Annotated in this window: 20 protein-coding genes; 15 read left to right on the top strand and 5 right to left on the bottom strand. The window is 71.8% G+C overall.

All coding sequences use genetic code 11. From position 1 onward, the window contains the following. The first annotated feature begins 7 nt into the window (after window positions 1–7). Together C6Y14_RS25965 and C6Y14_RS25960 are read left to right on the top strand one after the other, a co-directional pair. Window positions 8–1123, top strand: coding sequence for a tryptophan dimethylallyltransferase family protein (locus C6Y14_RS25965; protein WP_107019221.1), 1116 nt, complete (start codon window positions 8–10; stop codon window positions 1121–1123). A 313-nt stretch (window positions 1124–1436) separates the two neighbouring features. Next, window positions 1437–2126, top strand: a complete 690-nt coding sequence (locus C6Y14_RS25960; RefSeq protein ID WP_107019220.1) for a response regulator — start codon at window positions 1437–1439, stop codon at window positions 2124–2126. Here the strand turns inward: C6Y14_RS25960 and C6Y14_RS25955 are convergent. Next, entirely contained in the window at window positions 2074–2808 is a 735-nt protein-coding gene (locus C6Y14_RS25955; RefSeq protein ID WP_107019219.1) for a response regulator, read from the bottom strand. The two genes, C6Y14_RS25960 and C6Y14_RS25955, sit on opposite strands and share 53 nt — an antisense overlap. Next, the gene (locus C6Y14_RS25950; RefSeq protein WP_225891269.1) at window positions 2805–4025 is read right to left on the bottom strand and encodes a sensor histidine kinase; all 1221 of its coding nucleotides are present in this window, start codon (window positions 4023–4025) and stop codon (window positions 2805–2807) included. The genes C6Y14_RS25955 and C6Y14_RS25950 overlap by 4 nt, the downstream gene beginning before the upstream one ends. A gap of 168 nt (window positions 4026–4193) precedes the next feature. Between C6Y14_RS25950 and C6Y14_RS25945 the strand changes: the two genes are divergently transcribed. The 9 genes from C6Y14_RS25945 to C6Y14_RS25905 all read left to right on the top strand — a co-directional run bounded on the left by C6Y14_RS25945 (window position 4194) and on the right by C6Y14_RS25905 (window position 11517). Then, on the top strand, window positions 4194–5138 hold the full coding sequence (locus C6Y14_RS25945; RefSeq protein WP_107019262.1) for an ABC transporter ATP-binding protein: 945 nt from the start codon (window positions 4194–4196) through the stop codon (window positions 5136–5138). Continuing rightward, a complete protein-coding gene (locus C6Y14_RS25940) occupies window positions 5135–5908 on the top strand; it encodes an ABC transporter permease subunit (RefSeq protein WP_199854853.1) in 774 nt (257 codons plus the stop codon). The genes C6Y14_RS25945 and C6Y14_RS25940 overlap by 4 nt, the downstream gene beginning before the upstream one ends. A gap of 145 nt (window positions 5909–6053) precedes the next feature. Next, window positions 6054–6191 carry a lasso RiPP family leader peptide-containing protein gene (locus tag C6Y14_RS25935; RefSeq protein WP_107019216.1) on the top strand — a complete coding sequence of 46 codons (138 nt, stop codon included), beginning with the start codon at window positions 6054–6056 and terminating at the stop codon, window positions 6189–6191. 83 nt (window positions 6192–6274) lie between these two features. Beyond that, window positions 6275–8107: an asparagine synthase-related protein gene (locus C6Y14_RS25930; RefSeq protein WP_107019215.1), complete on the top strand. Its 1833-nt coding sequence runs from the start codon at window positions 6275–6277 to the stop codon at window positions 8105–8107. Further along, complete coding sequence (locus C6Y14_RS25925; RefSeq protein WP_107019214.1) at window positions 8104–8364, top strand: lasso peptide biosynthesis PqqD family chaperone; 261 nt, start codon at window positions 8104–8106, stop codon at window positions 8362–8364. The genes C6Y14_RS25930 and C6Y14_RS25925 overlap by 4 nt, the downstream gene beginning before the upstream one ends. After that, a complete protein-coding gene (locus C6Y14_RS25920) occupies window positions 8361–8792 on the top strand; it encodes a lasso peptide biosynthesis B2 protein (RefSeq protein ID WP_107019213.1) in 432 nt (143 codons plus the stop codon). Before C6Y14_RS25925 ends, C6Y14_RS25920 begins: the two co-directional genes overlap by 4 nt. Next, window positions 8789–9766, top strand: coding sequence for an ABC transporter ATP-binding protein (locus C6Y14_RS25915; protein WP_107019212.1), 978 nt, complete (start codon window positions 8789–8791; stop codon window positions 9764–9766). Before C6Y14_RS25920 ends, C6Y14_RS25915 begins: the two co-directional genes overlap by 4 nt. A 7-nt stretch (window positions 9767–9773) precedes the next feature. Continuing rightward, window positions 9774–10667 carry an ABC transporter permease gene (locus C6Y14_RS25910; protein WP_107019211.1) on the top strand — a complete coding sequence of 298 codons (894 nt, stop codon included), beginning with the start codon at window positions 9774–9776 and terminating at the stop codon, window positions 10665–10667. 61 nt (window positions 10668–10728) lie between these two features. Further along, entirely contained in the window at window positions 10729–11517 is a 789-nt protein-coding gene (locus C6Y14_RS25905; RefSeq protein ID WP_107019210.1) for an AfsR/SARP family transcriptional regulator, read from the top strand. A 77-nt stretch (window positions 11518–11594) separates the two neighbouring features. On the opposite strand, the gene C6Y14_RS25900 is transcribed toward C6Y14_RS25905, so the two are convergent. Next, entirely contained in the window at window positions 11595–12251 is a 657-nt protein-coding gene (locus C6Y14_RS25900) for a hypothetical protein (protein WP_225891268.1), read from the bottom strand. A gap of 496 nt (window positions 12252–12747) precedes the next feature. Between C6Y14_RS25900 and C6Y14_RS25895 the strand changes: the two genes are divergently transcribed. Next, window positions 12748–13794 (top strand): NUDIX hydrolase, encoded by a 1047-nt coding sequence (locus C6Y14_RS25895; protein WP_107019208.1) that lies wholly within the window; start codon window positions 12748–12750, stop codon window positions 13792–13794. A gap of 251 nt (window positions 13795–14045) precedes the next feature. Here the strand turns inward: C6Y14_RS25895 and C6Y14_RS25885 are convergent, their stop codons facing one another. Beyond that, window positions 14046–15401 (bottom strand): dipeptidase, encoded by a 1356-nt coding sequence (locus tag C6Y14_RS25885; RefSeq protein ID WP_107019206.1) that lies wholly within the window; start codon window positions 15399–15401, stop codon window positions 14046–14048. 174 nt (window positions 15402–15575) lie between these two features. Between C6Y14_RS25885 and C6Y14_RS25880 the strand changes: the two genes are divergently transcribed. From C6Y14_RS25880 to C6Y14_RS25865, 3 genes are all read left to right on the top strand, one after another. Continuing rightward, entirely contained in the window at window positions 15576–16790 is a 1215-nt protein-coding gene (locus tag C6Y14_RS25880; RefSeq protein WP_107019261.1) for a geranylgeranyl reductase family protein, read from the top strand. 247 nt (window positions 16791–17037) lie between these two features. Further along, window positions 17038–18318 (top strand): sensor histidine kinase, encoded by a 1281-nt coding sequence (locus C6Y14_RS25870; RefSeq protein WP_107019204.1) that lies wholly within the window; start codon window positions 17038–17040, stop codon window positions 18316–18318. Further along, complete coding sequence (locus tag C6Y14_RS25865) at window positions 18315–18980, top strand: response regulator (RefSeq protein WP_107019203.1); 666 nt, start codon at window positions 18315–18317, stop codon at window positions 18978–18980. The genes C6Y14_RS25870 and C6Y14_RS25865 overlap by 4 nt, the downstream gene beginning before the upstream one ends. Here C6Y14_RS25865 and C6Y14_RS25860 read toward each other — a convergent pair. Beyond that, complete coding sequence (locus C6Y14_RS25860) at window positions 18941–19225, bottom strand: DUF6332 family protein (protein ID WP_107019202.1); 285 nt, start codon at window positions 19223–19225, stop codon at window positions 18941–18943. The two genes, C6Y14_RS25865 and C6Y14_RS25860, sit on opposite strands and share 40 nt — an antisense overlap. Window positions 19226–19257: the final 32 nt, after the last annotated feature.

The following is a 19257-nucleotide window of genomic DNA, read 5'->3' as shown; positions in this document are numbered from 1 at the left end:
ACACCCGATGACAACCCTGCGATTCCGCCCCTGGCCCCTCGCGGGCGACCGTACGCCCACCTCCTACGGCGAGCTGGTCAACATCTACTTCGAGGGTGCCTGCCGGCATCTCGGCCTCTCCACCGCGGACATGGTGCCGCAGGCGAGAGCCCTGACCTCGGTGCTCGGCGACTGGGCGGCCGCGCCCCTGTCGAACTTCGAGAACTACACCTCGTGGGTGGCGAACAACGGGGCGCCGCTGGAGTTCTCCTTCGCCCACTCGGCATCGGGGGTCGTCGGGGTCCGGGTGCTGCTGGAGGCACTGCGGGAACCGGTGACACCGCGGTCGCGGCAGCGGGAGGGGCACGCGTTCACGCTGCGGCTGGCCGAGGAGTTCGGCGTACACCTGGGCCGCTACCGGGAGATCGAGGACCTCTTCCGGTGCGCGGACGAACCCCGCGGCCCGTTCTCCTCGATGCATGCCGCCGAACTCTCGCCCAAGGGGGAGCCGCCGCTGTTCAAGCTGTATCTCAATCCCGGTGTCACAGGTGCCTCGCCGGCGGCCGTGACCGCCGAGGTGCTGCGCCGTCTGGGCCTGGCGGAGCAGTGGGAGGCGGTCGTCGACCACTTCAGGGGCGGCGATCTCGACGCTCCCGAGCACGAGGTCGCCCTCGTCGGGCTGGACCTGTCCGAGTCGCCGGACGCGCGGGTCAAGGTCTACCTGCGGCACACGGGCGTCGACGCCGAGGGGATCGACCGGGCCGGCGCCGTCGCCGCGGACCACCGGGCAGGAGTGTTCACCGAGGTGATCGGCGTGATCGCCGGCGGTGTCCCGGTGCAGCGCTGGAAGAAGGCGCCCATGACCTGTCTGGCCTTCCAGCCGGGGCGCTCCGTACCGGCGTCGGTGACTCTGTACTGTCCGCTGGAACCGAACATCGTCGACGACGAGGTCTCCGCGGAACGCGTCTCCCTGCTCATGGACATGGCTGGCGCGGATCCCGCGCTGTACCGGGCCAACGTGGCCGCGGTCTGCGGCCCGGAGCCGCGCGGTCTGCGCAGGCTGAGCTGGGTCGCCTACAAGAACCCCGCGGCCCCCGTGTGCACCGTGTACGCGGGCCTCGGCAGTCCGGGCGGTGAGGCGTGAGGTCCGGGCCGGGCACGGCGGGCTGCGGCGTCCCGGGGTGACCGGCGGGACCGCCGCGGCCCCCGCCCGTGCCGGTGTGTGCCCGGCCGGTCGCGGAGGGACCGCCCGACGGCACCGGTGAGCGTGTGCCCGGTGTCCCGGCCGGGCCGCGACGATGACGGCGCCCGAACCGACCGGGTGACCGTCCTCGCTCCCCGGGCGGCGGCCGGTGGGCCGCAGACGACCTCCATCGCCTCAGAAACAGATGCACGACGAAACGGGAGACACAGTGCCGGCACAAAGGGCATCATCGTTCGCTCTGGATGTATTGGACATGTCACGCGAACCGGAGGGCGGGGCGACGACGCGCATCCTGCTCGTCGGCGACCAACCGCTCTTCAGGGACGGGGTGCGCCTGGCGTTACAGGGCGCCGACGGCCTCAGCGTGGTCGCCGAGGCGTCCAGCGGGGCCGAGGTCCTCGACCTGTTGTTCCGGCGGAGCGTCAAGCCCGACGTCGTCCTGGTCGACCTTCAGATGGCCGACCGCGCGGGAGTCGACATCACGCGAACGATCCTCGAACGCTCCGCGGGCGGCCCGTCCCCCGAACCGCCCCACGTCGTCGCGATCAGCGCCTCGCCGGACGACGACCTGGTCGTGGCGGTACTGCGGGCCGGAGCGCGCGGCTATCTGCTCAAGGGCGTGGACGCGCAGGAACTGGTTCGCGCGATCCGCATCGCCGCCGACGGGGGAGCGGTCTTCAGCCCGCCGGTGGCCGAGCGCATGGGTGCGTTCTTCTCCGCCGTACACGGAATCCCCGCCCAGGCCGCCTTCCCCGAACTGACCAACCGGGAACGGGAGATACTCGCGCTGATCGCACGGGGCATGGACAACCGGCTCATCGCCAGCACCCTCGTGCTGTCGCACAAGACCGTGCGCAACCACATCACCAGTCTGTTCGCCAAACTGAGGGTCACCGACCGGGTGGCGGCAGCCGTCCGGGCGCGGGACGCCGGTCTGGGGTGAGGGCCGGTCCTTCCGCGGTGACCAGCCCCGACTCGTAGGCGGCGATGACCAGTTGGGCCCGGTCGCGCGCGTCCAGCTTGGCGAGGAGACGGCCCACATGGGACTTCACGGTGGCCAGGGTCACGCACATCCGACCGGCGATCTCGGTGTTGGACAGACCGCGGGCGATCAGCAGGAGCACCTCCCGCTCGCGTTCGGTCGCGGCCACCAGATCGGGTGGGTGCACCCTCGACGGTTCGGGGCGGGCGGCGAACTCCGCGATCAGACGGCGCGTCACCGAGGGCGCCAGCAGAGCCTCGCCGTCCGCCACCACGCGGATGGCCCGCAGCAGGTCGTCCGGCTGCGTGTCCTTCAGCAGGAACCCGCCGGCCCCGGCCCGCAGTGCCGCGTACACATACTCGTCGAGGTCGAACATGGTCAGGATGAGGATCCGGGTGCCGGCGCACTCGGGGGATTCCCGGATGAGCCGGGTCGCCTCGATGCCGTCCATCCGCGGCATCCGCACATCCATGAGCAGGACGTCGGGGCGTTCGCGCCGGGCGACCTCCACCGCCTCCGTCCCGGTCCCCGCCTCACCGACCACCCGGAGTCCGGGCTCGCTGTCCACCAGGACCCGGAAACTGCCGCGCAGCAGCGCCTGGTCGTCCGCCACCACGACGCGGACATCGCCTTCCTCGCTCACAGCACTCCTCCGGCAACGCCGTGGACACGCTCGAAGGGGATACGGGCGGCCACCCTGAACCCTCCCTCCGGCATCGTGCCGGAGAAGAACCTGCCGCCGTACACCTCCACGCGCTCCCGCATTCCCACCAGGCCCTGTCCGCCCGGACGGGCCCGTGCGGCGGCGCCCGGCCCCCCGTCGTCGGTCACCTCGACGCTCACCGCGTCCTCGACCGCCTCGACCGTGACCCTGCACCGGGCGGGCCCCGCGTGCTTGACGACGTTCGTCAGCGCCTCCTGCACGATCCGGAAGACCGAGAGCCCCACCCCCTCCGGCACCCGGTCCGCGTCAATGACGCGCAACTCCACCTCGACACCCGCGGTACGCGCCCGCTCGGCCAAATCCGGCAGGGCGTCCACCCCCGGCGCCGGGGCGGTCTCGGCGACCACCGGGGCGCCGCCGGACGTCCCCGACCGCAGCACGCCGAGCAGGGCCCGCACATCGTCCAAGGCGCCACGGCTGATCGACTCGATGACCCGCAGCGCGTCCTGCGCCTCCTGCGGCCTGGACGGCGCGACATGGTTGGCGATCGACGCCTTGACCGCGATCAGGCCCATGCTGTGCGACACGATGTCGTGCACCTCACGCGCGATGTGCAGCCGTTCCTCGGCCACCGCCCGCTGCGCCGACTGCTCGGCGAGCACGGCCGCGTACGCCCGCCGTTCGGCGACCGCCCGGCCGACCACCCACGCGGCGCCCATCGTCGCCCAGCCGAACAGGACGAGGCCCGGCCCGTTCATCCACCAGTAGGGAGCGGTGGTCAGGGGCCGGGCGAAGACCCCGGCGAGGCCCAGCAGCCCCACCGACGCGGTGAAGGTACGCAGCCCGCCACGGCCCGCGAGCGCGACCGAGTACAGGGCGCAGGCACTCGCGACGAACGGGTCCCGTACGGCGTCGAGAAGGATGGACGCCGTGGTCATCACGAGCACCACGCCCAGGACGGGGACCGGCCACAGCCGCCGGACCGCTACGGGCAGCGCGGTCGCGCCGATGAGCACGCACTCCGCGCCCGCCGACAGCACGGCACCCGACGCTGCCGACCGGTCCCCGACGACCGTCGTCCCCACCAGGAGCGCGGTGTACGTCCCCGCCGCCACGCAGTCGAGAGCCACCAGCGAGCGGCGGCCGAGGCCGCGGGTGAACAAGGTGAACAAGGGGAGCGGGGAGCGTGATGCCACTCCCCGACCGTACTCGACCACCGCACGGCTCCGCCTCAGACCTGGGGAGGTCATACCCAGGTCTGAGGCCGACCGGCGCACGTCCCCTCCGTGCGCCCCTGGGCCGACACCGGAGTTCACCCCCCGGCCCGATGCCGCGGGAGGGTGCCCTGCGGAAGCGTGGGAGGCGTGATCCACGCGAGAGAACTGACAAAACGCTACGGACGGGCCACGGTCGTCGACGGTCTCTCCTTCGAGGTGCGCCCCGGCCAGGTGACGGGCTTCCTCGGCCCCAACGGGGCGGGCAAGTCCACCACCATGCGGATGGCGCTCGGCCTGGACCGGCCCAGTGCCGGTGAGATCCTCGTCGACGGCCGACCCTGCCGTCAGCTGAAGGAGCCGCTCCGGACGATCGGCGCGCTGCTGGAGGCCAAGGCCTTCCACAGCGGACGCACCGCCCGCGGCCACCTGCGGTACCTGGCCCAGAGCAATCGCATCCCTGAGTCACGGGTGAGCGAAGTGCTGCGGCTCACCGGCCTCGAAGCGGTGGCCGACAAACGCGCCGGCACCTTCTCCCTGGGGATGGGACAGCGGCTCGGCATCGCCGCCGCACTGCTGGGAGACCCCGCGATCGTGCTGCTCGACGAACCGGTCAACGGCCTGGACCCGGAGGGTGTCCGGTGGATCCGCGACCTGATGAAGAAACTGGCGGCAGAAGGACGCACCGTGTTCGTCTCCAGCCATCTCATGAGCGAGATGGCCCTCACGGCCGAGCACCTGATCGTCATCGGCCGCGGGCGGCTGCTCGCGGACACGTCGGTGACCCGGTTCATCGAGGCCAACTCACGCACTTTCGTACGGATCAGGACACCCGAGCCCGAACGGATGCGGGAAACCCTGTCGCGTGCGGGCATCCCGGTACTGACGGGCTCGGACGGAGCACTGGAAGCGGTCGGGGCGCGGGCCGCGGTCATCGGTGAACTGGTCTCGGCCCACGGGCTCACCGTGCACGAGGTCAGCACCCAGTCGGCCTCGCTTGAGGACGCCTTCATGGAATTCACCGCCGGCGCCGTCGAATACCGCGCCTCCGGCGAGGTCCCGGTCCGGCGACAGGGAACGGAGGGCGGCGCATGAGTGCGGCCATGTCCGCCGCGGTGCTGCGTTCGGAGTGGACGAAGGCCCGCACGGTCCGGTCGACGCCCTGGCTGCTGCTGGCGACGTTCGTCGTCACCGTCGGCTCCAACGTCGCCTTCGCCTTCGCCGTCCGCGGCAGCTTCGACCGGATGCCCCCGCAGGAGCAGCGGAACTTCGACCCGGTCTACTCGGGCTTCACCGGACTGGGTTTCGGGCAGATCATCCTGCTCGCCTTCGGCGTACTGCTGGTCACCGGTGAGTACACCTCGGGCACCATCCGCGCCTCGCTGGCCGCGGTGCCGCAACGCGGTGTCTTCTACCTCGCCAAGTGGCTGTCGGGCACGCTGGCGGCCTTCGCGGTATCCGCGGTCACCGTGTTCCCCAGCTTCTTCCTGGCCCAGTCGGCACTCGGTCCGCACGGCACCACGATCACGGACGACGGGGTGCTGCGCGCGACGGTCGGGGGCTGCCTCTACATGACGCTGGTCTGTTCGTTCGCCATGGGAGTCGCGGCGATACTGCGCAGCTCGGTCTCGTCACTGATCATCATGATCCCGCTCTTCTTCTTCGTCTCCCCGATGCTCAACAACGTCTCCGCGCTGCAGCCCGTGGCGCAGTTCCTGCCCGACCAGGCCGGCACCCGCATGATCGAGGTCGTGCCCGACGGCGAATCGGTCCTGGGCCCGGGCACCGGGCTCCTGGTGATGCTCGCCTGGAACGCGGCGACGCTGCTGGGCGGTTATCTCGTGCTCCGGCGGCGTGACGCGTAACCCCTGTTCTGGGGCCGGAATGGGCTCCCGGTCCCATGAACCCAGGACTCTGGGAAACCTAGTGTGAAGCCGTCCAAGAGATCAAGGGACGCCCGCCATCGCGGGTCTCCCTCCCGTATTCCTTACCCGAGGACGGTGGCTTCACATGGAGCAGCAGGACATCCAGGACACCTACGAGATCCCCACCCTGGTGGAGGTCGGTGAGTTCTCCGAGCTCACGCTGGGCCTTCCCTTCGGCGGCAACACGGACCTGTTCAGCGCCAGCACCCCGATCTGGGGCTGATCCAACGGCCGCGGAGACCTTCGGGTCTCCGCGGCCTCCGCGTTCGCACCACCGGTCGTGACAGTCACCACGGGGAAGGCGACATGGGCTTTGTAGTCCTGGAGGACACCGAGGACGGCGCCGCGCTCGCCGACCGCGCGCTGGGCCATGCGGGTTCCCGGATCATCACGTACGACTCGGGACGCCCCTGGCTGATCGGCAGTTGGCCACAGAGCGACATGACACTCGTCGAGGCCGGCCCGCGCCGGATCGCGATCGTCGGACGCTCCCGCGTCGACACGGGCGTCGTGCGTCGCGCATTGGCCCGTGCGACCTCGCTGCGCGACCTGGACGGGCTCGTCCGGACGCTGCCGGGCAGTTTCCACTTCCTCGCCGTACTCGACGGGCGGGTCCGCGCGCAGGGTTCGCTCTCCACGGCGCGGCAGATCTCGTATGCCCGGATCGGTGGCCGCGTCGTGGCATCCGACGGTTCCCGTTCCCTCGCGGAATTCGCCGACGCGGAGGTCGACCAGGACACACTGGCGCTGCGGCTGCTGACTCCCGCGGCGCCCTGGCCGCTGCGGAACAGGTCCGTGTGGGCCGGTGTCGAGCAACTGCCGTTCGGTTCCTGGCTGGACATGGGCCCGGAGGGCGGCCGGCCGATCCGCTGGTGGGAACCGCCACCGTCCGACAAGCCGCTCGCCGAAGCCGCGCGCTCCGTACGGCAGGCGCTGAGCGACTCCGTCTCCGTCCGCATCGGGGACAAGGGCGTGATCAGCGCCGACCTGTCCGGCGGAATGGACTCCACCAGTCTCTGCTTCCTCGCCGCCGAGGCCGGCGGGAAACTCCTCACCCACCACTGGGAACCGCTGGACGGCGGCAACGACGACGGGGTCTGGGCCGAGCGGGCCGCCCGGCGGCTGCCCGAGGCCCGGCACCTCTCCACGCCTCGGGGTGCCCCCTGGTTCACGGCCACCACCGACCTGGACGTGTCCGCCCTCGGACGGGCGGACGCACCGCTCACGTGGTTCCGCAACCACGCCCACATGGCCTCGCTGGCACGGAGGATGGCGGCCGAGGGTTCGACGACACACCTGCTCGGCGTGGGCGGCGACGAGTTGTTCAGCACGTTGCCGACGCAGCTGTGGTCGCTCTTCCACCGCCATCCGCTGACCAGCCTTCCCCTGCTGCACCGCATCCGGGTCGGCAACCGCTGGCCTCTGCTGCCGATGGTGCGCGCACTCACCGACCGGTCCGCCTTCCCGCAGTGGCTGGCCTCGGCGGCCCGCTCGATCGGCGGCCCGCCGGTCCGGTCGTCCGGACCGCCGCTCTCCTGGAACGCGGACGTACACCTGCCGCCCTGGGCGACCGAGGACGCGGTCGGCACCGTACGCCGACTGCTGCGGGAGGCCGCCGCGTCCCAACCCTCGCCCCTCGATCCCGCCCGGGACCGCCACCAGTTGCTCGACAGCGTGGCCCTGACCGGCAGCGCTCTGCGGGAGCTGAACTCGCTGCCGTCCGGGAGCGGGGTCGGCTGGGAGGCACCGTTCCTGGACGACCGGGTCGTGGAGGCCGCGCTCGGCGTCCGGATCGAGGACCGGGTCCTGCGCGGACGCTACAAGCCCGTCCTCGCCACGGCCATGCGCGGGGTGGTTCCCTCCGACGTCCTGGAGCGCCGCAGCAAGGGCGAGTTCAGCGCGGAGGTCTACGACGGGCTGCGGCAGAACCGGGGCAGGCTGCTCGAATTCTGCGAGGACTCCCGTCTCGCCCGCGGCGGCCTGGTCGACCCCGCGGTGCTGCGCACACGGCTGCTCACCCCCGGCCCCCTGGCACGACAGCTCGGCATCTTCGAGCCCACCCTCGCCGTGGAGGGGTGGCTCCGCGCCCTCGACGCCCACCGGGCCCAGCACCCACTCCCCGCAGGAGAATCGCAGTGACCCTATCCCTGCCGCCCGACGTCACCACCGCCGACACCGAGGACGGGCTGGTCCTGCTCGATCAGCGCAACGGCCGCTACTGGCAGCTCAACCGGACCGGCGCGGCCACGCTGCGGCTGCTGCTGGAGGGCCTGACGCCCGAGCAGGCCGCCGCCCGCCTCGCGAACAGCGCTCCCGTGACCGCCGACGTCGCCCTGGCCGATGTCCGGACCCTGGTCGGCGCTCTGAGGTCGGCACATCTGGTGGTGACCCCATGAGCATGTCGGTCGCCTCCGGGGACTCCACCCAACTGACCTGGCACCGCCACCTCACCGCACGTGCCGCAGCGGGCACGGCCCGCCTGCTGATCAGACTGCCGCCGCGCCGACTCCGCAGGTTCCTGGAGGTGACGGGGGCGGGTACCCGCCCCGCCACGGAGGAACAGGCACTGGCGGCACGGGCGGCGGTGGTCACGGTCAGCTCCCGCTGCGCGGGCCAGGGCTGCCTCCAGCGCTCGGTGGCCACGGTGCTGCTGTGCCAGCTGCGCGGGGTGCGGCCCGACTGGTGCACCGGGGTGCGCACCCAGCCGTTCATCGCGCACGCCTGGGTGGAAGTGGGCGGAAAGCCCGTGGGGGAGAGCGACGACGTCCGGCTCTTCCACACGCTGATGAGTGTGCGACGTCCCGTACGAGGGCTTCCGCGGTGACGCCCTCCGGTACCGGGGCCGTCATCAGGACCGAGGGCCTGCGCAAGGCGTACGGCGACATCGAGGCCGTGGCGGGTCTCGACCTCGCCGTTCCAGCCGGGGAGATCTTCGGATTCCTGGGCCCCAACGGAGCGGGCAAGAGCACCACGATCAGCATGCTGTGCACCCTGTCGCGGCCGACCTCGGGCCGGGCCGAGGTGGCCGGGCACGACATCGTCCGGGAACCCGCCGCAGTGCGGCGCAGCATCGGCCTGGTGTTCCAGGAGACCACCCTCGACCGGGAACTGACCGTCGAGGAGAACCTGCGGTTCCAGGCGGACCTCTTCGATATGCCGCGCCGTACGGCCCGGGACAGGATCGGGCACCTGCTCGAACTGGTGGATCTGGCCGACCGCAGGAATGCCATGGTGCGCACGCTCTCCGGAGGCATGCAGCGGCGCCTGGAGATCGCCCGGGGCCTGCTGCACTCCCCGCGGGTGCTGTTCCTGGACGAGCCGACCACCGGTCTCGACCCGCAGACCCGCGGAGCGATCTGGGAGTACCTGCTCCGGCTGCCCCGCGAGGACGGCGTCACCATCTTCCTGACCACCCATCACCTCGCGGAGGCCGAGCACTGCGGCCGACTGGCCATCATGGACAACGGAAAGCTCCTGGTGGAGGACACCCCCGCCCTCCTCAAAGCGGTGATCGCCTCCGACCTGGTCGAGATCCGAACCGGAGACGACACGGCCGCGGCGCAGGCGATCCGTACCCGCTTCGGCCTCGACGCCACGGCGAGCGCGGCCGGTCTGCGGTTCAGAGTGGCGGACGGTGCCGCGTTCGTCCCGCGGCTGTGCTCCGAACTGACGGTGCCGATCCACTCGGTGACGGTCACTCCGCCGACTCTGGACGACGTCTTCCTGCACTACACCGGGCGCCCCATCCGGGACGCGGGCGGTCCCGGCCCCACTCTTTCGGCCGGCCCCAGGAGGTAGTCCGCCCATGACTCATGCCGATGCGCTGCCCGACCTGACCCCGCGGCCCGTGGCGGCGGTGCCGGCACCGCCCCGACGCGCCGCCGCGGCCAGGGATCTGCGCACCCTCCGTGTGCTGTGGCGCCGGGAGATGCTCCGGTTCGTACGCAACCGCGTACGGATCGCCACCAGCCTCGTCATGCCACTGCTGTTCCTGCTGATCCTCGGCTCGGGTCTGAACTCGGCGCTCGACCGGCCCGGCGCGGGTGCGGGTGCCGGACCGGGCTCCGGCGACTTCCGGTCGTACCTCTTCCCCGGTGTGCTGCTGATGGTGGTGCAGGGGCCGGCGATGACCGTGGGCGCGCTCATCGTGTGGGACCGGCAGGCGGGCTTCCTGCGCCAGATGCTCGTGGCCCCGGTACGACGCGGGGCGCTGCTCGGCGGGATATGTCTGGGCGGCGCGACGTCGGGCGCCGCCTACGCGGTGCCGATGCTCCTGATGGCGGGTGTGGTGGGCGTTCCGTACGGATTCCACCTGCTCCTCGCGCTGGCCGTCCTGGTCCTGGTCGCGTTCTCCTTCACCGTGCTGGGCGTCCTCGGAGCCGTCTGCATCAGGAAACCGGAGACGTTCGACATCGTGATGGGTTTGTGCGCGATGCCGCTGCTGTTCCTGTCGGGCGCGCTGTTCCCCGTCCACCAGCTGCCCGGGTGGCTGAACGCCGCGGTCGTGGTGAACCCCCTCACCTACGGAGTGGACGCGTTGCGGCGGGTCATCCCCGGGGGTACGGCATGGGCCGGCGAGGACGCGGGGCCCCAGTGGTGGGGATGGACACCGCCGGTGCTCCTGGAACTGGCGTTCCTGGCGCTGCTCGCCGTGGGAGCGCTGGCCGTGGCGGCGCGCCGCTTCTCGCGCACCGACTGACCCGCCCGTACCGGCACGCGTACGACCGGCGGGACCGCTTCACCGACCTCTGGGGGAGATCATGCAGGTCCGCGTTCTCGGTCCGGTGCGCATGTGCGCCGGGGGTGACGAGACGGCACTCGAAGGAACCAAACCGCGGGCGCTGCTGGCCGCGCTGGTGCTGGGGCGCGGCTCGGTCGTGCCCGACAGCCGGCTGATCGCGCTGCTGTGGGGCGACGACGCCCCGGCGACGGTGACCGCGCAGCTGTGCACCTACGTGTCCCGGCTGCGCAGGCGGCTCGGCCCCGGGATCCAGCTGGTGCGCCGGCGCCCCGGCTACGTACTGCACACCGGGGAGAGCTCCGTCGACCTGTACGAGTTCGAACGGCTGGCCGGGCTCGGGCAGGACGCTTTCCGGGCGGGGCGGTACGGGCCCGCCGCCGAGCGGTTGCGCTCCGCCCTCGCCCTGTGGAGCGGGCCGGCGCTGGCCGACGCCACCACGTTCCTGCGCGAAGCCGCCGAGCCCGGGCTGAACGAGGCGCGGACGGCGGCCCTGGAGTGCCGCATCGACGCGGACCTGGCACAGGGGGAGCACGCGGGGGTCGTGTCGGAACTGACCGACCTGGTGGCCCGCTACCCGCTGCGGGAACGGTTCCGTGCCCAGCTGATGACCGCGTTGTACCGCAGCGAGCGACAGGGCGACGCGCTGGCCGTCTTCCACAGCGCCCGCCGTCTCCTCGACGAGGAGCTCGGGGTCTCGCCAGGCCGCTCGCTCATGCTCACGCACCAGGCGGTGCTCAGCGGCGAACTCGCCTTCAGGGACGCGGCGTCACCTCCCGCCCTCCACCCGGTCACGGCAGCGGGTCGCTGACCCCGGGCCCGCCGTGACGGCCACGAGCGCTTCGGCGGCCTCGCCCGCCGTGCCCGCGGCGGACCCGGGCGCCTGCTCTACCGGGGGTAGGGGAACGACTGGAACTCCGCGTCGAGCTGGGCGGGGCCGCGCGGCAGCCAGGTGGCCGCCAGCTGCACCACGGTGGCCTTCGGCAGCTCGGGGTTGACCGTGCGCAGGTTCGGCTTCGCCACCGTCTGGACGGCCCAGGCGAGGGCGTTGTACCTGGCGATCGACCGCCAGCGCCGGGCGTCGACGTCCAGCAGCATCATGGCGCGCATATAGGCGTGCCAAACGTGATATCCCCGGGGCGGGTTGCCGTTCATCGAGTGCACCTCGGACCTGACGTCCGCCCTGCGCGGGTCGAAGAGGACGCCCTGGCCGAAGTCGACGAACGCCGAGGCGAGCCCCGGCCCCCTCTTGTGGTAGTACGTGTCGAAGACACCGAGCTGCGCCCGGGACAGGACTGCGAACGCCTCCCTGGCGGGGGCGACGAACTCGGCGAAGTTGTGCGGGTATTCCGGAGCCGCGCTGAGTTCCTGCCACGTCGCAAGCGCACTGCGCTCCAGGTCACCGCCGAAGAGTTCACCGAGGGCGATGTACGCGTCGGTGAGTTCCCGGTCCGACTTGTACATGGTGACCTCGTCGAACTGGTACCAGAGTTCGTTGGCACGCCGGCTTCCGTACATGCCCGGAACATCCGGGAACTCCGTCACGATCCTTCGCTCCGCGGCTGCCGCGGCTGTCGCAACCGGCATCCCCGAGACGGAGAGCCCCGCGGCGGCGGCCACACCCAAGGACGACCGGAGTGCGGTCCTGCGACTGATCGGCTCTGGAGACATACGACGTTTCCCCTCTTCAGCTGACGACTGCGCTGAGCGGGATCCTAGATTCGCCCCCTTGAGGAAGGCCTATGCCCTTTCTATAGGTCGGCCTCCGGCCGCGATCCCGTGGGCCGGCTCGGGCGTGGGCCGCACGGTGTTTCCCGCGTGCTCGAACATCAGGTTGAGCCGTCCCGGCCCGGCCTCAAGGGCCGTACAGCGGGGTGACGGTCTCGATGGAGGAGCGGATCGGGGCGTATCTTCAGGGCGTATGGGAGAAGGAGGTGGTGGGAGCCGGGCTGTGGACACCCTGATTTCCCATACGTCTCCCAGACGAACCGGCGAATCCGGCTCCGCCGCTGGCAAGCGGCCTTCCCACCCTGGAGTACTAGTGATTGTCGTCTGGATCAACGGTGCGTTCGGTGCGGGGAAGACCACCACCGCACGGGAACTGATCGACCTGATCCCGAACAGCACACTCTTCGACCCCGAGCTGATCGGCACCGGGCTGGCGCACCTGCTGCCCGCCAAGCGCCTTGCCGAGGTCGGCGACTTCCAGGATCTGCCGATCTGGCGGCGGCTCGTGGTCGACACGGCGGCCGCGATGCTCGCCGAACTCGGGGGCGTGCTCGTGGTCCCCATGACACTGCTCCGCCAGGACTACCGAGACGAGATCTTCGGCGGACTCGCGTCCCGCAGGATCGCGGTGCGCCATGTGCTTCTCGCCCCGGCGGAAACGATCCTGCGCGAACGAATAGCCGGCCGGGAGGTCCCGCCGGACCTCCCCGACGGGGAGATACGGGTGCGCCAGTGGTCGTACGACCAGATCGAGCCCTACCGCGCCGCGCTGGCCGGCTGGCTCACCGCGGACGCCCACCCCGTCGACAACGGAGTCCTCACCCCGTACGAGTCCGCCGTGCGCGTCGCCGAAGCGGTGAACAGCGGATCCGTGCCGGCCTGCGACATCGTGCAGACCCCCGAACCGACCTCGGAGACCGTAGCCGCGGGGGTGCTCCTCTTCGACGAGCTGGACCGGGTGCTGCTCGTGGACCCGACGTACAAGGCCGGCTGGGAGTTTCCCGGCGGCGTCGTCGAATCCGGCGAGGCACCCGCGCGCGCGGGCATCCGCGAGGTCGCCGAGGAGACCGGCATCCGGCTCACCGACGTCCCCCGCCTGCTGGTCGTCGACTGGGAACCCCCCGCGCCCCCCGCGTACGGCGGCCTGCGCCTCCTCTACGACGGCGGCAGGCTGAGCGGCGGCGAGGCCCGGCAACTGGTGCTGCCGGGCCCCGAACTGCGCGACTGGCGCTTCGTCAGCGAGGAGGAGGCCGCCACACTCCTGCCCCCCGTCCGCTACGAGCGCCTGCGCTGGGCCCTGCGGGCGAGGGAGCGGGGGGCCGCCCTGTACCTGGAGGCAGGGGTACCGCAGGGGCAGTAGGTTTTCCAGCCCGTCCGGTCTCCGCTCTCCAGGCCGTCCGGTGTCGGCTTTGCGGCCCGTCCGGTCTCGGCTGTCCAGGCCGTCCGGCGTTTGCCTTTCAGCCCGTCCGTCCGTGCCTTTCAGGCCGGCGGCCGTTTGTTTTTCAGCCCGTCCGGCGTTTGAGGACGAGGCCGTTCAGGCCGAAGGGGGGTCCGGGGGCGCAGCCCCCGGAAGCTCGGGGGGCACGCCCCACCAGGCGGCGTGCCCCGGTTTCACCCCGCCGCGTAATTCCGGAGGAACAACGCCTCCGCCACGGCGAGCCGCTCCAGCTCCTCGGGCGACACGCTCTCGTTCACGGCGTGAATCTGCGCCTCCGGCTCGCTGAGCCCGATCAGCAGGATCTCCGCCCGCGGGTACAGCGACGCGAGCGTGTTGCACAGCGGAATGGACCCGCCCTGCCCCGCGTACTGCATCTCCGCCCCGTCGTACGCGACACCCATCGCCTCGGCCATCGCCGCGTACGCGGGGCTCGTCGTGTCGGCGCGGAACGGCTGGCCCTGCCCGATCTGCTCGGTGCTCACCCGCGCCCCCCACGGCGTGTGCGTCTCCAGATGGGCTTGGAGCAGCTTGGTCGCCTCGGCGGCGTCCACGCCCGCCGGCACGCGCAGGCTGACCAGCGCGCGGGCGCCGGCCTGCACGGACGGGGTGGCACCGACCACCGGCGGGGCGTCGATGCCGAGCACGGTCACGGCGGGCCGCGCCCAGATGCGGTCGGCGACCGTGCCGGAGCCGATCAGCTCCACACCGTCGAGCACCTTGGCGTCCTTGCGGAACTGCTCCTCGTCGTACTGCAGGCCCTCCCACGAGGAGGCGCCCGCGAGCCCGTCGACCGTGGTCGAGCCGTCCTCGGCACGCAGCGAGTCGAGTGCGCGGATCAGCGCGCTCAGCGCGTCGGGGGCCGCGCCGCCGAACTGGCCGGAGTGCAGATTGCCTTCGAGGGTGTCGACCTGGACGCGCACGAGCGTCATGCCGCGCAGCGCGGTGGTGACCGTCGGCACCCCGACCCGGAAGTTCCCGGAGTCGCCGATGACGATCGCGTCCGCCGTCAGCAGCTCGGGGTGGTCCTCGGCGTACCGCTCCAGACCGCCCGTGCCCTGCTCCTCCGAGCCCTCCGCGATGACCTTGACACCGACCGGGACGCCGCCGTTGGCTTTGAGCGCGCGCAGCGCCAGCAGGTGCATGATCAGGCCGCCCTTGCAGTCGGCGGCCCCGCGCCCGTACCAGCGGCCGTCCCGCTCGGTCAGCTCGAAGGGCGGCGTCCGCCAGCCGGCCTCGTCGAGGGGCGGCTGCACGTCGTAGTGCGCGTACAGCAGAACGGTCTTCGAGCCCTCGGGGCCCGGCAGGAAGCCGTACACCGACTGGGTGCCGTCAGGGGTGTCGAGCAGGGCGACGTCCTGGAAACCCTCGGCGCGCAGCGCGTCGGCCACCCAGTTCGCGGCGCCCTCGCTCTCGCTGCGCGGGAACTGGTCGAAGTCCGCCACCGATTTGAAGGCCACCAGCTCGGTCAGCTCCGCCTTCGCCCTGGGCATCAGGGAGACGACGGTCTCGGCGACCGGATTCGACGACATGGGCACGCTCCTCGTGGGTGCGACGTTGTACGAGTGGGTACGGCTGCGAGTGCGCGCGAACGGGTGTGCGCGCTGCATACGCTGCCGATCCTCCCACAGCGGTCTTCGCCGGACGCCGCCGTAGGATGCGTGGAGTAGGTGCGGCAGGCGGCTGGATCGGAGCAGCAGACCATCGTGAGCAGCGAGAACTCTTCGGACGACGGACAGGACGACGGGCAGCAGGTGTGGGACGTCGTCGTGGTCGGGGCGGGACCGGCGGGCGCCTCGGCCGCCTATGCGGCGGCGGTCGCGGGGCGCCGCGTCCTGTTGCTGGAGAAAGCGGAGTTGCCCCGCTACAAGACGTGCGGCGGAGGCATCATCGGACCCAGCCGTGACGCGTTGCCGCCCGGTTTCGAGTTGCCGTTCCGGGACCGGATCCACGCGGTCACGTTCTCGCTTGAGGGCAGGTTCGCGCGGACGCGGCGCTCCAAGCAGATGCTCTTCGGGCTCATCAACCGGCCGGAGTTCGACCACCAGCTCGTCGAGCACGCGCAGAAGGCGGGCGCCGAACTGCGGACGGGGGCCACGGTCTCGCGGGTGGAACAGCACGGCTCGGCGGTCCCCGACCGGCGCTCGGTCGCCGTCGTCCTCCAGGACGGCGAGACGCTGCTCGCGAGGGCGGTGGTCGGCGCGGACGGCAGTGCCAGCCGGATAGGAGCGCACGTCGGGGTGAAGCTCGACCAGGTCGACCTCGGCCTGGAGGCGGAGATCCCGGTGCCGGAGACGGTCGCGGAGGACTGGAAGGGCCGGGTCCTCATCGACTGGGGCCCGCTGCCTGGCAGTTACGGGTGGGTGTTCCCCAAGGGCGACACCCTCACCGTCGGAGTCATCTCGGCGCGGGGCGAGGGCGCCGCGACCAAGCGGTACCTGGAGGACTTCATCGCCCGGCTCGGTCTCGCGGGCTTCGAGCCCAGCATCTCGTCCGGGCACCTGACCCGCTGCCGCGCCGACGACTCGCCGCTGTCGCGGGGCCGGGTGCTGGTGTGCGGGGACGCGGCAGGACTGCTGGAGCCGTGGACCCGCGAGGGCATCTCCTTCGCGTTGCGCTCCGGGCGGCTCGCGGGGGAGTGGGCGGTGCGGATCGCCGAGGCCCACGACGCCGTGGACACGCGGCGGCAGGCGCTGAACTACGCCTTCGCGATCAAGGCGGGGCTGGGTGTGGAGATGAGCATCGGCAGGCGCATGCTCCAGATCTTCGAGCGTCGGCCCGGGGTGTTCCATGCCGCGCTCACCGGCTTCCGGCCCGCGTGGAAGGCGTTCGCGGGGATCACCCGTGGCTCCACCTCGCTGGGCGACATGGTCCGCTCGCACCCGATGGCGGAGCGGGCCCTGAGCAGGATCGACCGCTGACCGCTGACCGCTGACCGCTGACCGCTGACCGCTGACCGCTGTCTGCCGACCGGTCGCTGACCGGACGCTGTCTGCCGACCGCTGACCGCTGTCCACCGGTCGGCCGCCGACCGGTCGCTGTCTGCCGGTCGCTGATCGACGGGCACCGGTCGTCGGTGTGGGCCCGAGCGCGTACTCCGCGGGGAGTACGTGTGATCACCACGCTCGACGGACGCCCCCGGCGGCCGTGGCGTCTAGCGTGGCGGGCATGGCAGAGCAGCGCACACGCCGGTGCGGCGGACCCCCCTGGGCCAGGAGCGGCGGCCCACCGGGGGGTCGGTGGCAAGGGCCCCCGTGGTGGAACCACCGCGGGGAGGAGGAAGCGGGCGGCGGCCACCACTCGCGGTGGCCGTGGCGTTCGACGCTGCTCCTCGCCGCGTTCGTCATGGTCGGCAGCAAGTTCGCCGCCGAGGCGCAGCCCGGGCGGGAACAGCTCGACGCCCTCGCGCGGACCCTGCTCCTCGGCGGCGCGCTCCTGCTCCTGTGGCGGCAGCGGTACCCGGCACTGGTGATGTGCGGCACCGCGGCCTCGGCCCTCGTCTACTTCAGTGCGGGATATCCGTACGGGCCGGTCTTCCTCACGGTCGCGCTCGCCTGCTTCAGCGCGGTCGTCGCCGGGCACCGCCGGCTCGCGTGGGCCGCGCTCGGCACCCTGTGGACGGTCCATCTCCTGGTGGGGCACTGGCTCCACCGCTGGCTGCCACCGGAGGGCGACCCGGCCTCGTCATGGGGCGAGGAGGTCGCCATCGCCGCCTGGATCGTGGCGATCCTCGCGGTCTCCGAGCTGGCCCGCGCCCGCCGGCAGCAGTGGGACCGCGACCGGGCGGAACGCCGGCAGGCGGCCGGGCGGCGCGCCGACGAGGAGAGGCTGCGGATCGCCCGCGAACTGCACGACGTCCTGGCGCACAGCATCTCGGTCATCAACGTCCAGGCGGGAGTCGGCCTCGCCCTGCTCGACTCCGATCCGGAGCAGGCACGTAGCGCGCTCACCACCATCAAGGCCGCGAGCAAGGAGGCGCTGGGAGAGGTCCGCCAGGTGCTCGACACGCTCCGCACGCCCGGGGACGCGCCCCGCGCTCCGGCGCCCGGCCTCGACCGGCTCCCCGAATTGGTGGAACAGGCAGCGGGCGCCGGTCTGACCGTCACCGTCGAGAACCCGGACGGGAACGGGAAGCTCCTGCCGGGCGCCGATCTCGCGGCCTTCCGCATCGTCCAGGAGGCGTTGACCAACGTCGTACGGCATTCCGGGTCCCGCCGCGCACGCGTACGGGTCGACCGGACGGGCGACGCCCTGCGGCTCCGGATCGACGACGACGGTCCGGCGACCGGCGAGGAAGCGGGCGGCAGCGGCAACGGACTGGCCGGAATGCGGGAGCGCGCGGCGGCGCTCGGTGGCACCATCGAGGCCGGACCCCGGCAGGACGGCGGGTTCCGCGTGCTTGCCGTGCTGCCGCTGAACAAGTCCCGCATCCCCGAGGAGGACCGGTGATCCGCGTACTGCTCGCCGACGACCAGTCATTGGTCCGCGCGGGATTCAAGGCACTGCTGGACGCCCAGCCGGACATCGAGGTGGCCGGAGAGGCCGCGGACGGGGCACAGGCCCTGCGGGGAGTACGCCAACTGCGGCCCGACGTCGTCCTGATGGACATCCGTATGCCGGTGCTCGACGGCCTCGCCGCGACGCGCCACATCACGGACGCGCCGGACCTGGCGGACGTGAAGGTCGTCATGCTCACCACGTTCGAACTCGACGAGTACGTCTTCGAGGCGATCCGTTCCGGGGCGTCCGGCTTCCTAGTCAAGGACACCGAACCGGAGGAACTCCTGCGTGCCGTCAGGGCGGTGGTCGAGGGCGACGCGCTCCTCTCGCCGGGGGTGACGCGCCGGCTCATCGCCGAGTTCGCGGCCCGCTCGAAGGAGCCGGCCGCGGCGGACGCGCTCGGCGAACTCACCGAGCGGGAGCGGGAGGTGATGGCGCTGGTCGGCATCGGGCTGTCGAACGACGAGATCGCGCGGCGCCTGGTGGTGAGCCCTCTGACGGCCAAGACCCACGTCAGCCGCACCATGGTCAAGCTGGGCGCCCGTGACCGCGCCCAACTGGTCGTGCTGGCCTACGAGTCGGGGCTGGTCCGACCGGGCTGGCTGGGCTGAGACTCCTGCCGGAAACGCATCAGCACCGAGATGACCCGCAGGAAGAAGAGGACGGCCGCGAGCGCCGTCCCGGCGATGAGAAGGACCTTCTCGACCGTGGTCGGCAGGTCGAAGAGCAGTGCGGGACCGGCCAGCACCCCGAACAGCACGGCCGCGGCGAACACGGCGCTGGCCAGGGCGTATCCGATCTCCACGGTGATCGCGTCCCGCTCGGACTGAGTCCGCCGCCCCCCGGTGTGTTCCATACGGGGAGTGTCACAGCTGTGCGTCCGGCGGG

Source organism: Streptomyces dioscori (assembly GCF_003024195.1).
In the GTDB taxonomy this organism is placed as follows: Bacteria; Actinomycetota; Actinomycetes; order Streptomycetales; family Streptomycetaceae; genus Streptomyces; species Streptomyces dioscori.
This window is presented reverse-complemented; position numbering and strand designations above follow the sequence as displayed.